We start from the raw sequence: 12273 nt of genomic DNA, 5'->3' as shown, positions 1-12273 counted from the left end.
CGTCGGGCGCTTCTTCCGTGCGGTGACGGTGTTACGTGACGTAGGAAACTGCGGCGCTGAGCGCCTGCAAGGCACAATGGAAGGCATGACCCTCACAACTTTTGCCCTCGTCCGCCACGGCCAAACCGATTGGAACGCGGAGCGCAGGTTGCAAGGGGCTACTGACATTCCGCTTAACGACGTCGGCCGCGGCCAGGCGCGCGACGCCGTCACCTTCCTGTCGGACCAGCAGTGGGACGCCGTGGTGTCCTCGCCCCTGAGCCGCGCCGCCGAGACAGCGGAGATCATCGCCGAGGGTCTTGGCCTCAAGGTTGCCCGGCTGGTCCCTGAACTCACGGAGCGCAGCTTCGGTCCTGCCGAAGGACTCCAGGCGGGGCCCGAGTTGGAGGCACTGCGCATCCCGGGTGGATTCCGTGGCGCCGAAACAGATAAGGCCGCTGCTGATCGCGGTATTGCGGCCCTGGAATCGTTGGCGGAAGAGTTTGCCGGCAAGCGCGTCCTGGTGGTTGCCCACGGCACGTTGATCCGGCTGACACTGAGCCAGGCGATCGGACGCACCTTGGACAGCGTGCAGAACGCGGCACTCAATCTGGCCCATCACCACGTGGCTGACGGCTGGCAGCTGGAGTGCTTCAACGGCGAGCGCGTCACGGCGGACGTCCAGGCCTGAGCTTCCGTTCCCCCTCTCCAAGGGCTGTCACCATGGACGCCCGGGACCGATAGGGTTATCTCGGCTGAGAATGACTCAGGCCCGAAAAGTAGCACCCGATGGGGGAATGAAGTGAAGAAGTTTGCGCTGCAAAGTGCCGGAATATCGGCACTGGTAATGATGGCCTTGACCGGCTGTGGCGGGTCCACGGGATCCACAGATTCCACGGAGCCGGCATCCCCGTCAGCAACTCCCACCGTGGCCAAGCATTACACCAATGACGAGCTCATGGCCATGGTCAAGCAGATCAAGAGCCCGTCGGGCAAAGACCTCACCGTTGTCTCGAGCGAAGAACTCGCACAGGAAAATCCCATCAAGGCTCTTCTGAGCATGTTCACCGTTGAACCTGCCGAGTGCAAGGACCTCGGAACCCTGGGTGGTTCTGAAGTTCTTGAGGGCTCCACAACGGCCGCCGGCGCAGACTTGAACGCCGAAACCGGTGTTATGACCATGGTGACCCTGACGTCCGGCGTGGATGTTCAGAAACTGCAGGACAGCATGGCCAAGAGCGCCGATCAGGCCAGCAAGTGCGCCACCATGACGTTGTCTATGTCCGGCCAATCCATGACCGTCTCCACGGAAAAGTTTGAAGGCATCAGCACGGTCCCCGGAACCCTGGGGTACAAGACCGCCATGTCCTCCGCCAGCGGCTCTTCCCAAACCACGTACATGGCGTACGCCATCAAGGACGGCGTCATGATCTCCACTACCGCGTCCGGAAAGGGTGCCGAGGCAGCTGGTGTCTCAGCCGCCGGCGCAATGATGGACCAGGCCGCAGCACTGATCAAGTAGTTAGCGCTTCAGAGGCAAGGGCCGTGATCCTCGGGTGAGGTTCACGGCCTTTGCTGGTCCAGTGGACTACCGTGCTCCGAGCCGCGCCTTCAGTTGCTCCGCGTAGTCCGTGTAAGCGGCAGCGATCTCTTCGAGGTCAACGGTCTGGGGGAAGTCGATCACGGGCTGGTGTTCGGCCAGGTACGTGGTGGTTTCTTCAACTACCTGCTGCTCATCGAAGCCATCCAGGCCCACCTCCGCCAGGAAATCCGGGTTGGTGTGGACCAAGGACTCTCCGCTTTGGCCTTCCGAGGACCATCGCACCAGGTACTCGTTCTGATTGACCAGTTCAATGTCGAATGACTTCTCCATGGCAGCAGCCTACGCCGTTACCGGGCAGGTGCTGACACGCCCCGGGCCACTATGAGCTCCAGCAGGTTCTCAGCTTTGAGGCCTAGGAGGGCAGCCGCGAGGTTCCCCATCAGGTCAAGCACGTACTCGCTGCTGGCACTTCCGGCCAGCACGTCCATCACCAGTCCATCTTCCTGCGCAACCAGGGTCCGGGCGATCTTGGCCGGTTCCAGAAGGGGAGAGAACTCGCCGGCGCGGGTTCCGGCGTCGATGATGTCCCGGTAAACGCGTTCCTGTGCGTGGGTGAGCTCTTCCTGGATCCGGCGCTGCTCGGCATCGCGGAGCATGTGGGGCCAGTATTCGTAGAGAATCCGGGAGACGTCATCGTCCAGCCCGGCAGTAGTACCCGCACTGATAACCGCGGCGAGCCGCGCCGTCGGACTCATGCCGGGGTCAACGGATTCGGCGAGCTTCTCAAGAAACCTGCCGGAGGAAGCTTGCACGGCGGCGGCGATGATCTCTGCGTGGCTGCCGAAGTAGTACAGCACGGCGTTGGCGGCCATGCCCGCCTCTGCTGCAATGGCGCGCAGCGTGGCCCCCTCCGCGCCGTCACGGGCAGCCACAGCCTGGGCTGCAGCCACGATTTCCTGGCGCCGGATTTCCTTCTTGTCTACCTTTGCCATGGCCGCTCCCCCGTGGACTCTTGAAAATTTCTGTTGACATTGACTCTAGACCGGTATTGAATGGCATTCAAATTTGAATGTGATTCAAATAATTGACTTGAGATACCAATAACAGATTCAACGAGGAGTCTCCGTGTCACATCCCCCTTCCCCCACCCCGCTCGTGAACGGCATAACGCCAAAGGACCCCGCAGCACCACGGGATCCCACGTCCAAAGGCCTGAAAGCCGGATCCATCGGCATCGGCCCCACGGTCGCGCTCGGCCTGGCAGCCGTAGCACCCGCCTACAGCCTGGCCGTGACGCTCGGCTTCGTGGTCCTCGCTGTAGGGGCGAGCACCCCTGCAGCGTTCCTCCTGGGCTTCGTTCCCATCCTGTTCACCGCCCTGGCGTTCAGGGACCTCAATAAGGAGATGCCCGATTGTGGCGGCGTTTTCGTCTGGATCACCCGCGTCTTCGGGCCGGTTGCCGGGTGGTTCCTTGGTGGCTGGGTGCCACAGATGGCCACCTTCATTGCGGGCGCGGCCGTGGCTCAAGTCGCCACCACGTATCTGCTCACCTTCTTTGGCTTGGCATCGATCGCCGCCCAACCCCTTGCCGTTGCTGCCATCGCGTGTGGGCTGATCGTCCTCAGCGCTTGGATCGCGGCGAGGGGAATCGAACTCTCCGCCTGGGTGCAGTACGCGCTGATTGGCCTCCAGCTGGTGGCACTCGGCGGATTCTGCATTGCAGCCTTCACCGCCATGGCCAAGGGTAATGCCACAGAAGGCGCAGAAAAGCCGGGCCTGGACTGGTTCAACCCCTTTGCTTCCGGCGACATGTCCGGGCTCGTGTCCGGTGTCATCCTCTGCCTGTTCATTTACTGGGGATGGGATGCCCTGATCGCGGTGAATGAGGAAACGACGGACCGTCAAGGCACACCCGGCAAGGCCGTGGTGATCACCACCGTCATCCTGCTGTTCTTCTACGTGGTGACGGCTACGGCCGCCGTCGGATTTGCCGGAACTGCCAGCATCACCGATCCCGAGACCGTTTCGGATGTCCTCTCGGTCCTCGGGCCGCAGGCCACAGGTGGCGTGTTTGGCCAGGTCATCGTCCTTGCCGTGGGCTTGTCCGCGTTGGCGGCGTTGTTGACAGTAGCTGTCAGCACGCCCCGGACCTGGCTCAGCATGGGCACATACGGAGCCCTCCCCAAAGCGACCACAAGGATGCACCCCAAACGCGGAACTCCCACCACGTCCATTGCCTGGTGGGCGATGATCACCATGGCCATAACCCTGGGGCTGACGGCAATCAGTGCGGACTTCATCGGCCTGGCCATCCTCTCGGTGGGCCTGATGATCGCTGCGTACTATGCGGCCACAGCCCTGGCCTCCGTGGTGTACTTCGCCCCGCAAATGCGCACTTCTGTGTCGGCGCTCATCCTGAAGGGCATCCTCCCTGGCCTCGGCGCACTCCTGATGATCGGAGCGTTCGCTTACAGCGCCGTGGACATGCTGTCCCCTGAATACGCGGGACTTTCCTGGCTGGGAATCGGTTCGGTGTTCTGGATCGGGATCGGCGCGCTGTGCTTGGGCTTACTGGTCACCGCGATCCTGAGGAGCAAACTGCGCCGCTTCTTCTCCGGCGAAGCCATCCCCCGCGGAAACGTCACCACCCGCCACCACCTTCCAACAATTCTCAGCAACGAAACCGAGGCATAAATGCGCATCCTGTCCATCGCAGCAATCCAGACCAACCCCGTTCCCCACGACCTCGAAGGCACGTGGGCCCGATTCGAAGCACAGGCTGAGTCGGCCAAGAAGCTCGGGCCCGACGTTGACGTCATCGTGGTTCCGGAACTGCTGCTTTCCGCACCCGGCGAGTTCCTGCTTCCGGACCCGGAAGGCGAGACCCGCTCCGCTGCGCCCATCCCCAGCCCACTGACGGACCGCATCTCGGCGCTCGCCCGCAGGCTGAACGTGTGGCTTGTGCCCGGCTCGCTGCTGGAAACGGACAACGGGAACACTTACAACACGGCCATCGCCGTCTCACCTCAAGGCGAGATTGTGGCCCGCTACCGGAAGCTCTTCCCGTGGCGCCCGTTCGAAACCACCACACCCGGGGACTCCTTTGTCACGTTCGACATCCCTGGCTGCGGACGCATTGGCCTGGCCATCTGCTTCGATGGCAGCTTCCCCGAGGTCGCGAGGCAACTGGCATGGCTCGGAGCCGAAGTCATCATCCAACCCACGCTCACCACCACCCGCGACAGGGCCATGGAGATCGTCATGTCCCAGGCCAACGCCTTCGCCAACCAGGTATACGTGGTGAACGTCAATGGTGCTGACCCTGCCGGCGTAGGCGAAAGCGTCATAGTCGACCCCGAGGGCACCATCATGCAACAGGCCCGGGGAGGGGAAGAGGTCCTGTTCGCCGTCCTGGATCTTGACCGCGTCACCCAGCTCCGCCGCTACGGGACCCACGGCATCAACCGTCCCTGGGCTCAACTCCGGGACCAGGAGGGCCTGCTGTCCTTCCCGATGTTCGGCGGCGCGCACTTCCAGTCACCGGATTGGAGCGCTTCGAGCACCGCGGGCCACCACAGCGGAGTCGCGTCCGCTTAAGCGGTCCAGCCCTTAACGGAAGAAGCGCACGACGGCGATGGTCGCCGTCGTGCGCTTCTTGCGTTTCTTGCGGCTGCTAGACTTCCCGGCGCCGCTCAACAACAGTTTCGGGAGCGGTGCGTCGTTCAACCACCGTGCGGCGGGTCCGGCTGGACATGGCGATGGAAATGATGAGTCCGATGACGCCGACCACCATCAGGATGTAGCCCACCAGGACTTGATCGAGGAAGGGGATAAGTCCGGGGGCGAGCGCGAAGGCCAGAATAGCTCCAACGGCAATCAGGGCAATGGAAGAACCGATTCTCATAACGTGCTCCTCGTGTCTGTTCGGCGCAGTCAGGGCTTACGACCGAATCTGTGTCATCAGGATACTTATGATCTTCGTCTTCGGCCAGTCGTTGAGCCGCGTTGGTCCGTGTTGTTTAGTGGCCGTAGCGTTCAGCCACCCGGACAATTGCGTCCTCGGGAGTGGGCGCGGGACCGAACACCTGTTCCTGGCGAGTGACGTCAGCGACGTATTTTCCGGTCTCGAACCACGCCACCATGCTGGCCATATCGCCCACCAACGGCAGGACCTTCGCGGTCACCTTGCCGAGCCCCGCAATAGCGCCGGCGGGTATGGACATTACCTTGATCTGCCTGCCGGCCCGGCGGCCAGCCACTTCCGCTGCCTCATGGATGCTCACGGGCCTGCTCCACCCAATATCGATGCGCTCCCCATCAACAACGTCGGCGTCCACAGCCTCCGCAAGGTACGCTGCGACGTCGCTGGCCAGGACGAATGTGAGCCGGGCATCCTTGGAACCGAGCCACACAAAGCGGCCCTTGGCGAAGGGATCCCCTCCCATCCCCACCGCCTGGTCAAAGAAGGCGCCGGGCCTGAGTGCCACAAACGGAACGCCGAGCTCTTCGAAGGTGTCCTCGGCCAGCTTTTTGTTCCAGAAATGGGGAATCTGGGGCGTCTGGTCGCAAGTGACGATGCTGATCAGCACGAAGCGCGGCACTCCAGCGTGCTTGGCCGCGACAGCCAGGTTCCTGTTGCCAAAGGTGTCTATTGCCTTGGCGTTCTTGTCATTGCGCGTATAGCCGGCCGCCGTGGAGATGGCCGCGGAAACGCCGGTCATCGCGGCGATCAAGGAGGCGGCATCCAGCATGTCGCCGCGGGCGATCTCAACGCCCTTGGCCTCAAGTTTGGCGGCGTTGGACTTGGGCCTCACCAAGGCGCGGACTTTCTTGCCGCGCTTGAGAAGCTCGTCCACTACTTGGCCGCCCAGAAAACCTGTTGCACCAACAACAAGGACAGGAAGGTCTTCGGCCACGGCTTCTCCTCAGGGGTTTGTTCCTAGGGTCAGTGGTAGCACGCGATGGGAGCTCCAGGCTAGGGCATGGTTAGCCTGGACGCTTAGAGTGCACTCAAAGTGCACTATGATGCACTTATGGATGAAAGCACCACCGCCCTCTCACTGGCCATCGGAGCCAGGGTCAAGCAAGAGCGCCAAGCCCGCGGCTGGACGCTGGATCACCTGGCCGAGGCCGCCGGCGTGAGCCGAAGGATGATTATCAACGTGGAGCAGGGTGCCGCGAACCCCAGCGTCGGGACACTGCTGCGGATCAGCGACGCCTTAGGCGTCGGGCTTCCCGCACTGGTGGAGTCCCCGCGCCCCAAGCCGATCAACGTCACCCGCAGCGGCGAAGGCGCAACCTTGTGGAGCAGCGAGCGGGGTGGACGCGGCATCCTGGTGGCTGGCACCGAATCTCCGGATGTGGTGGAGCTATGGGACTGGACCTTGGGCCCGGGAGACCACCACGCCAGCGAAGCCCACGCCTCCGGAACCAAGGAGCTTCTGCAGGTTCTCCAGGGCTCCCTGACCGTGGACGTCGACGGACAGGTGAGCATCCTTGAGGTGGGCGACTCCATGACCTTTCCGGGCGACATCGCCCATTCCTACGCAAACCTCGGCACGGGTCCAACTCGGTTCTCCCTGGCAGTTTTCGAGCCTGGCGTCGGCTCAGGACACGCGCAGGAGGCGGGATCATGAGGACTCCTCAGCGCGCCCCTGTTCCACCATGGGGACTTGCTGTTGCGGCCATGATCTCCGTCCAGCTGAGCTCCGCATTCTCGGTTAATCTCATTGCCGAGGTGGGCCCGGCAGGTACGGCGTGGCTGAGGTTGAGCATGGGGGCCATCATCTTCCTGGCCATTGCCCGCCCGCCGCTTCGCTCCGTCCGCCGTCCGGACGTTCTTCCCCTTCTCGGACTCGGTGTCGCCACCGGCCTCATGACCATCATGTTCCTCGCCGCGATTGAGCGGATTCCCTTGGGCACCACCGTGGCCATCGAGTTCCTGGGGCCGCTGACAGTGGCAGCAATCCGAAGCCACAACCGCAAAGCCCTTGCCTGGCCGGCATTGGCGCTGGCCGGCGTCGTCCTTTTAACAGAACCTTGGCATGGCCGGATCGATGCCCTGGGCGTCATGTTCGCAGTCATCGCGGCCGTCGGCTGGGGTGCCTACATCCTGCTGACCCAAAGGATCGGCGATCGCTTCACGGGAACCGGAGCGCTCTCGCTCACTGTTCCGGTGGCCGCTATTACAGCGGCAATCGTCGGTGTCCCGCAGGCCGCGGGACACCTCAGTGTGGAAGTTCTGCTGGCCGCCCTCGGAGTCGCCGTGCTCATGCCAGTGCTCCCCTTCATCCTGGAAATGATGGCTTTGCGGCGCATGACGTCCACCGCTTTCGGCACACTGATGTCCTTGGAGCCGGCGTTTGGCGTTCTCCTTGGGCTGCTGGTGTTACATCAACAACCGTCCATCATCCAGTTCATCGGCATCACGCTGGTGGTGGTGGCGGGCGCCGCAGCCCAGCGTGGCGGGGACCGGCGCCCGGCATCGCACGATCCCGTAGCCGGCCTGGAACCGCCCCTCGCCCAAGCCCTTCCAGCCACCACCCCGCGGAACGAGAGCTGAGATGCTCGAACACGGCTTGGGCTGCTGCTCAAAGAATCCTTGGAGCCCAGAATCGGAATCCTGCCGGGCTCAGATGGTGATGACCACCTTCCCGCGGGCGTTACCGGCGTCGAAGTAGCGCATGGCCTCGGGGACCTGCGCCAGCGGATACGTGCGGTCGATGGCGGGGCTGATGGTTCCCTCATCCAAGAGCCCTGCAAGGTATTCCAGGTCTCCAGCCGTCTGGACGCCCACGATCATGGCGAGCCGCTGCTTGATGAAGGGGGAGAGTGCCACCGCCCGCAGCTGGCGGTCCAGGCTTCCCGTCCACGAGCCGCCTTCCTCGCCGCCGGTGATCACAGCAGTGCCTTCGGGGGTGAGGGACCGCCGAAGACGGGCAACGGACGGATTGCCAGCGATGTCGATGATGACGTCGTAGCGCTCCGTGCCATCAGCAAAATCCTGCGTGGTGTAGTCAATGACATGGTCTGCGCCCAGCGCTCGAACCAGGTCCACCTTGGCGGTACTGGCAACACCCGTAACCTGGGCACCTGCCGCCTTGGCGAGCTGCACCGCATAGCTGCCCACACCTCCGGAGGCGCCGGTTGTCAAGACCTTGAGGCCTTTCGACACCAGGCCCTTCATCGGATCCATACCGCCGGCACGCAGCGCGATCAGAGCGGTGCAGGCGGAAACCGGCACCGCCGCGGCCTGCTCGAAGCTGATGCTCGCGGGCTTGAGGGCAAGGTGGTTTTCATGGGCGGCGGCGTACTCCGCGAACGATCCCTTGCCCGACCCAAAGACGTGGTCGCCCGCAACAAACCGCGTCACTTTGGAACCGACAGCCTCAACGGTACCGGCGAGGTCCAGCCCGGGAACGGGCTGCTTGGGAGCGCGAAAACCGTAGACCAGGCGCAGCGCATAGGGCAAGCCGCTGGTGATGTGCCATGTCCCACGGTCCAACCCGGCGGCCCTAACCTTCACCAGCACTTCATTTTCCCCGATGGCCGGGCGCGGGACCTGAGCCTCGTGCAGGACGTCGGCGGAACCATAGGCCTCCTGGACGATGGCCCTCATGAAGGGACCCGGCATGGACCGCCGCTTGTGATGACGTGATTCTTTGGCTTGCTGACCAGTGGTCATGGCCGGACCTTTCAGGGTGTTTTTTGGGGCATGCTTTCGGGGTTGCAGGGTAGTTTCAGCGATTTTCGTACGATGTACTAATGACGTTACCGTACACTGTACTAAAGGTCTAGAGGTACTAGAATCCGTTCCGAGCCGAGGGAGATCCCGTGACCGCAGCAACACCCCAGCGCCTCCCCCTGAGCCGGGAACGCGTCCTGGAGTGCGCCGTTGCCCTCGCGGACGAATCCGGGCTCGCTGCCCTGACCATCCGTACGCTTGCCCACAGCATGGGGACCAAACCCATGTCGCTCTACTACTACGTAGCCAACAAGGACGAAATCCTGGATGGAATCGTGGACATCGTCTTCAGCGAAATCGACCTTCCGGTGTCCGACGGCGATTGGCGCGAAGAGATGCAGCGGCGGGCAACGGGGGTGCGGGCGGCACTTAAGCGGCATCCTTGGGCAGTAGGGCTGGTGGAAAGCCGCTCCGCCCCGGGACCGGCCACACTCCGACACCACGAAGCGACCCTCGCCACCTTGCGGGCTGCGGGCTTCTCAGTGCAACTGACCGCCCACGCCTACGCCCTGCTGGACAGCTACATCTACGGATTCGCCGTCCAGGAAGCTGCCCTGCCGTTCGAGGGCCGGGACACTGCGGCGGAAATCACCAAACCGATCATGGAGCGCTTCTCTACAGGTGAGTATCCGCGCATGGTGGAGATCGCCGTCGAGCATGTCCTCAAACCCGGCTACGACTTTGGCGACGAGTTCATGTTCGGCCTGGACCTCATCCTTGACGGCCTCCAGCGCTTGAAAGCCGGCACCGAATAAAAGCCCTCCGGCAGGACGCGCGAGTCTCATTGGAGGCACTCAGGCCCACGGGGTACGGTTCGGGCATAGCTGACGACGCCGACTGAGGGAGTTTTGTTCATGGCGAGGATCGAGGACTATGCCATCATCGGGGACCTGAACACGGCCGCCCTGGTGGGGCGCAGCGGTTCCATTGACTGGATGTGCCTGCCGCGCTTCGATTCCCCGGCCTGCTTCGCCTCACTGCTGCATAACCCCGACGCCGGCCGCTGGCTGCTCGCGCCCGCCGGGACACCAGATGGCGGCAACTGCACGCGCCGCCAATACCGCGAGGACACGCTGATCCTGGAAACGGAATGGGAAGTTGACGGAGGCTCAGTCCGGGTCATCGATTTCATGCCCGTCCGCGACGACGCCGTGGATCTGGTGCGGATCGTCGAGGGGCTGTCCGGCGAGGTCACCATGCAGATGGAATTGGTTCTGCGCTTCGACTACGGCCGCGTGGTGCCGTGGGTCCGGCACAGCGAGCACGGCATCAGCGCGGTGGCCGGCCCCGACTCGGCCTACCTCACCACCCCCGTCACTTTGGAGGGCCGGGACAAGCGCACCTACAGCGAATTCACGGTGAGGGCCGGCGAGCGCGTGCCTTTCGTGCTGCGATGGGCGCCAAGCCACGAACGGGAACCGCGACGGATCGACCCGTTCCGAGCGTTGTCCGGAACGGAGAAGTTCTGGCTGGAATGGATTGGCCGCAGCGAGATGACGGGCAAGTACAAGGAGCCGGTGGAGCGGTCCTTGATCACTCTCAAAGCCCTGACGTACGCGCCTACCGGTGGCATCGTGGCCGCCGCAACCACGTCCCTGCCCGAGCAACTGGGTGGACCACGCAACTGGGATTACCGGTACTGCTGGTTGCGCGACGCCACACTGACCTTGCAGTCACTGCTCGCCGCGGGCTACACCGAAGAGGCCTCCGCGTGGCGGGATTGGCTGCTGCGCGCTGTCGCCGGCGACCCCTCGGAACTTCAGATTGTGTACGGGCTCGACGGCGCCAGGAGACTCCCGGAGGCAGACATTCCCTGGCTCTCCGGTTACGAAGGTTCACAACCAGTGCGGACCGGAAATGCCGCTGCCCCGCAGCTCCAGTTGGACGTGTGGGGCGAGGTACTGGATGGCCTCTCACTCACCCGGGCGGCTTCCCCCGACAGCACGGTGGACGCATCCTGGGATATTCAGGTGGCCTTGATGGAGTACCTGGAGGGGGCGTGGGACCAGCCCGATAACGGTCTGTGGGAAATGCGCGGACCGAGGCAACACTTCACCCATTCCAAGGTCATGGCGTGGGTGGCTGCGGACCGTATGGTCAAAGCCGTCCGAACATCCGGGTTGCCGGGCCCTGCCGACAGGTGGGCGGCGCTTCGCAGCGAGATCCACGCAGATGTGATGACCAAGGGCTTCGACGAGAAACTCAACACCTTTGTACAGTCCTACGGCAGTACGGAATTGGACGCGAGCCTGCTCCTGATTCCACGGGTGGGCTTCCTGCCGCATCGGCATCCGCGGGTTGCCGGGACGGTGGACGCCATCCAGAAAGGACTCAGTGACGATGGCCTGGTCCTCCGGTATCACACCCAGTCCGGCCACGATGGACTTCCGGGCGATGAAGGGGTTTTCCTTGCCTGCTCGTTCTGGCTGGTGGATGCGCTGCTGGGAATCGGCCGCACCGGGGAAGCGACCCAGCTCTTCGAACGACTGCTCAGCCTGCGCAATGATGTGGGGCTGCTCAGCGAGGAGTGGGATCCACGGACGCAACGGCACCTCGGCAACACTCCGCAAGCTTTCAGCCATTTCCCGCTGATTCACAGCGCCCTGCAGCTTCACCAGGGCGAAGCCCACAGCAGTGACACGCCGCTCCACAGGCCCAAACATCCGGGCCGGGCCAGCGGTTCTACGCTTCGGAATGATCCTCGCCTTCGGTAGGCACTTCGCCCTTGTGGCTCGCTTCCTCCAAGTGAAGGTCCAGCTTGCGTTCGGCTTCGCGTCGTCGCTGGCCAACGGTCCGCATCTGCTGCGTGGTGGGGTCTCCCCGTTCTTCTGACATTGCGCTGCCTGATGATGCTGCGCCCTCGACGGGCTGCACATTCTCTTGTTCGCCCATACGTCAATGGTCCCATCACCAGTTCGTCAGCGATAGCCTCCCTGCGCCGGACCAGGCCTCTCCTCCACCGGCTAACTCAAACAAACTGCTCGACGGCCATTACCGCCGTCGGGCA

General features: G+C 63.3%; 14 protein-coding genes. 8 read left to right on the top strand and 6 right to left on the bottom strand.

Going from position 1 to position 12273, the window contains the following annotated elements; translation table 11 throughout:
* Nucleotides 1-76 precede the first annotated feature (76 nt).
* Together ACIQH5_RS06915 and ACIQH5_RS06910 are read left to right on the top strand one after the other, a co-directional pair.
* On the top strand, nt 77-670 hold the full coding sequence (locus tag ACIQH5_RS06915) for a histidine phosphatase family protein (RefSeq protein WP_400401477.1): 594 nt from the start codon (nt 77-79) through the stop codon (nt 668-670).
* 111 nt (nt 671-781) lie between these two features.
* Nucleotides 782-1501 (top strand): hypothetical protein, encoded by a 720-nt coding sequence (locus tag ACIQH5_RS06910; RefSeq protein WP_400401475.1) that lies wholly within the window; start codon nt 782-784, stop codon nt 1499-1501.
* Nucleotides 1502-1567: 66 nt separating this feature from the next.
* Here ACIQH5_RS06910 and ACIQH5_RS06905 read toward each other — a convergent pair whose 3' ends face one another.
* Together ACIQH5_RS06905 and ACIQH5_RS06900 are read right to left on the bottom strand one after the other, a co-directional pair.
* Nucleotides 1568-1852, bottom strand: coding sequence for a hypothetical protein (locus tag ACIQH5_RS06905; RefSeq protein ID WP_400401473.1), 285 nt, complete (start codon nt 1850-1852; stop codon nt 1568-1570).
* Nucleotides 1853-1869: 17 nt separating this feature from the next.
* Nucleotides 1870-2514: a TetR family transcriptional regulator gene (locus ACIQH5_RS06900; RefSeq protein WP_400401471.1), complete on the bottom strand. Its 645-nt coding sequence runs from the start codon at nt 2512-2514 to the stop codon at nt 1870-1872.
* Nucleotides 2515-2647: 133 nt separating this feature from the next.
* On the opposite strand from ACIQH5_RS06900, the gene ACIQH5_RS06895 reads away from it, so the two are divergent.
* Nucleotides 2648-4216, top strand: a complete 1569-nt coding sequence (locus ACIQH5_RS06895; protein ID WP_400401469.1) for an APC family permease — start codon at nt 2648-2650, stop codon at nt 4214-4216.
* On the top strand, nt 4217-5119 hold the full coding sequence (locus tag ACIQH5_RS06890; protein ID WP_400401467.1) for a carbon-nitrogen hydrolase family protein: 903 nt from the start codon (nt 4217-4219) through the stop codon (nt 5117-5119).
* Between the two features lie 76 nt (nt 5120-5195).
* On the opposite strand, the gene ACIQH5_RS06885 is transcribed toward ACIQH5_RS06890, so the two are convergent.
* Together ACIQH5_RS06885 and ACIQH5_RS06880 are read right to left on the bottom strand one after the other, a co-directional pair.
* Nucleotides 5196-5426, bottom strand: a complete 231-nt coding sequence (locus ACIQH5_RS06885; protein ID WP_400401466.1) for a DUF6458 family protein — start codon at nt 5424-5426, stop codon at nt 5196-5198.
* 115 nt (nt 5427-5541) lie between these two features.
* Nucleotides 5542-6438 carry an SDR family oxidoreductase gene (locus ACIQH5_RS06880; RefSeq protein ID WP_400401464.1) on the bottom strand — a complete coding sequence of 299 codons (897 nt, stop codon included), beginning with the start codon at nt 6436-6438 and terminating at the stop codon, nt 5542-5544.
* 117 nt (nt 6439-6555) lie between these two features.
* Here ACIQH5_RS06880 and ACIQH5_RS06875 point away from each other — a divergent pair, with 117 nt between their 5' ends.
* Together ACIQH5_RS06875 and ACIQH5_RS06870 are read left to right on the top strand one after the other, a co-directional pair.
* Entirely contained in the window at nt 6556-7158 is a 603-nt protein-coding gene (locus ACIQH5_RS06875) for a helix-turn-helix domain-containing protein (protein WP_400401462.1), read from the top strand.
* Entirely contained in the window at nt 7155-8084 is a 930-nt protein-coding gene (locus ACIQH5_RS06870; RefSeq protein ID WP_400401460.1) for an EamA family transporter, read from the top strand. The genes ACIQH5_RS06875 and ACIQH5_RS06870 overlap by 4 nt, the downstream gene beginning before the upstream one ends.
* Before the next feature lie 69 nt (nt 8085-8153).
* Here ACIQH5_RS06870 and ACIQH5_RS06865 read toward each other — a convergent pair whose 3' ends face one another.
* Complete coding sequence (locus ACIQH5_RS06865) at nt 8154-9206, bottom strand: NAD(P)-dependent alcohol dehydrogenase (protein WP_400401458.1); 1053 nt, start codon at nt 9204-9206, stop codon at nt 8154-8156.
* Nucleotides 9207-9355: 149 nt separating this feature from the next.
* Here ACIQH5_RS06865 and ACIQH5_RS06860 point away from each other — a divergent pair, with 149 nt between their 5' ends.
* Together ACIQH5_RS06860 and ACIQH5_RS06855 are read left to right on the top strand one after the other, a co-directional pair.
* Entirely contained in the window at nt 9356-10021 is a 666-nt protein-coding gene (locus ACIQH5_RS06860; RefSeq protein ID WP_400401456.1) for a TetR/AcrR family transcriptional regulator, read from the top strand.
* A 99-nt stretch (nt 10022-10120) separates the two neighbouring features.
* Nucleotides 10121-11980, top strand: a complete 1860-nt coding sequence (locus tag ACIQH5_RS06855; RefSeq protein WP_400401454.1) for a glycoside hydrolase family 15 protein — start codon at nt 10121-10123, stop codon at nt 11978-11980.
* Here the strand turns inward: ACIQH5_RS06855 and ACIQH5_RS06850 are convergent.
* Nucleotides 11949-12158: a hypothetical protein gene (locus tag ACIQH5_RS06850; RefSeq protein WP_400401453.1), complete on the bottom strand. Its 210-nt coding sequence runs from the start codon at nt 12156-12158 to the stop codon at nt 11949-11951. The genes ACIQH5_RS06855 and ACIQH5_RS06850 overlap by 32 nt on opposite strands.
* Nucleotides 12159-12273 lie beyond the last annotated feature (115 nt).

It is taken from the genome of Paenarthrobacter sp. NPDC091711, assembly GCF_044756605.1.
In the GTDB taxonomy this organism is placed as follows: domain Bacteria; phylum Actinomycetota; class Actinomycetes; order Actinomycetales; family Micrococcaceae; genus Arthrobacter.
The sequence above is the reverse complement of the archived record's forward strand: the minus strand, read 5'-3'. Positions and strand labels throughout refer to the sequence as shown.

What these genes read in the sequence shown, in the direction of transcription:
- ACIQH5_RS06875 (WP_400401462.1), top strand. Translation starts at nt 6,556, where the DNA reads ATGGATGAAAGCACCACCGCCCTCTCACTGGCCATCGGAGCCAGGGTC.
- ACIQH5_RS06900 (WP_400401471.1), bottom strand. Translation starts at nt 2,514, where the DNA reads ATGGCAAAGGTAGACAAGAAGGAAATCCGGCGCCAGGAAATCGTGGCT.
- ACIQH5_RS06885 (WP_400401466.1), bottom strand. Translation starts at nt 5,426, where the DNA reads ATGAGAATCGGTTCTTCCATTGCCCTGATTGCCGTTGGAGCTATTCTG.
- ACIQH5_RS06870 (WP_400401460.1), top strand. Translation starts at nt 7,155, where the DNA reads ATGAGGACTCCTCAGCGCGCCCCTGTTCCACCATGGGGACTTGCTGTT.
- ACIQH5_RS06890 (WP_400401467.1), top strand. Translation starts at nt 4,217, where the DNA reads ATGCGCATCCTGTCCATCGCAGCAATCCAGACCAACCCCGTTCCCCAC.
- ACIQH5_RS06905 (WP_400401473.1), bottom strand. Translation starts at nt 1,852, where the DNA reads ATGGAGAAGTCATTCGACATTGAACTGGTCAATCAGAACGAGTACCTG.
- ACIQH5_RS06915 (WP_400401477.1), top strand. Translation starts at nt 77, where the DNA reads ATGGAAGGCATGACCCTCACAACTTTTGCCCTCGTCCGCCACGGCCAA.
- ACIQH5_RS06850 (WP_400401453.1), bottom strand. Translation starts at nt 12,158, where the DNA reads ATGGGCGAACAAGAGAATGTGCAGCCCGTCGAGGGCGCAGCATCATCA.
- ACIQH5_RS06865 (WP_400401458.1), bottom strand. Translation starts at nt 9,206, where the DNA reads ATGACCACTGGTCAGCAAGCCAAAGAATCACGTCATCACAAGCGGCGG.
- ACIQH5_RS06855 (WP_400401454.1), top strand. Translation starts at nt 10,121, where the DNA reads ATGGCGAGGATCGAGGACTATGCCATCATCGGGGACCTGAACACGGCC.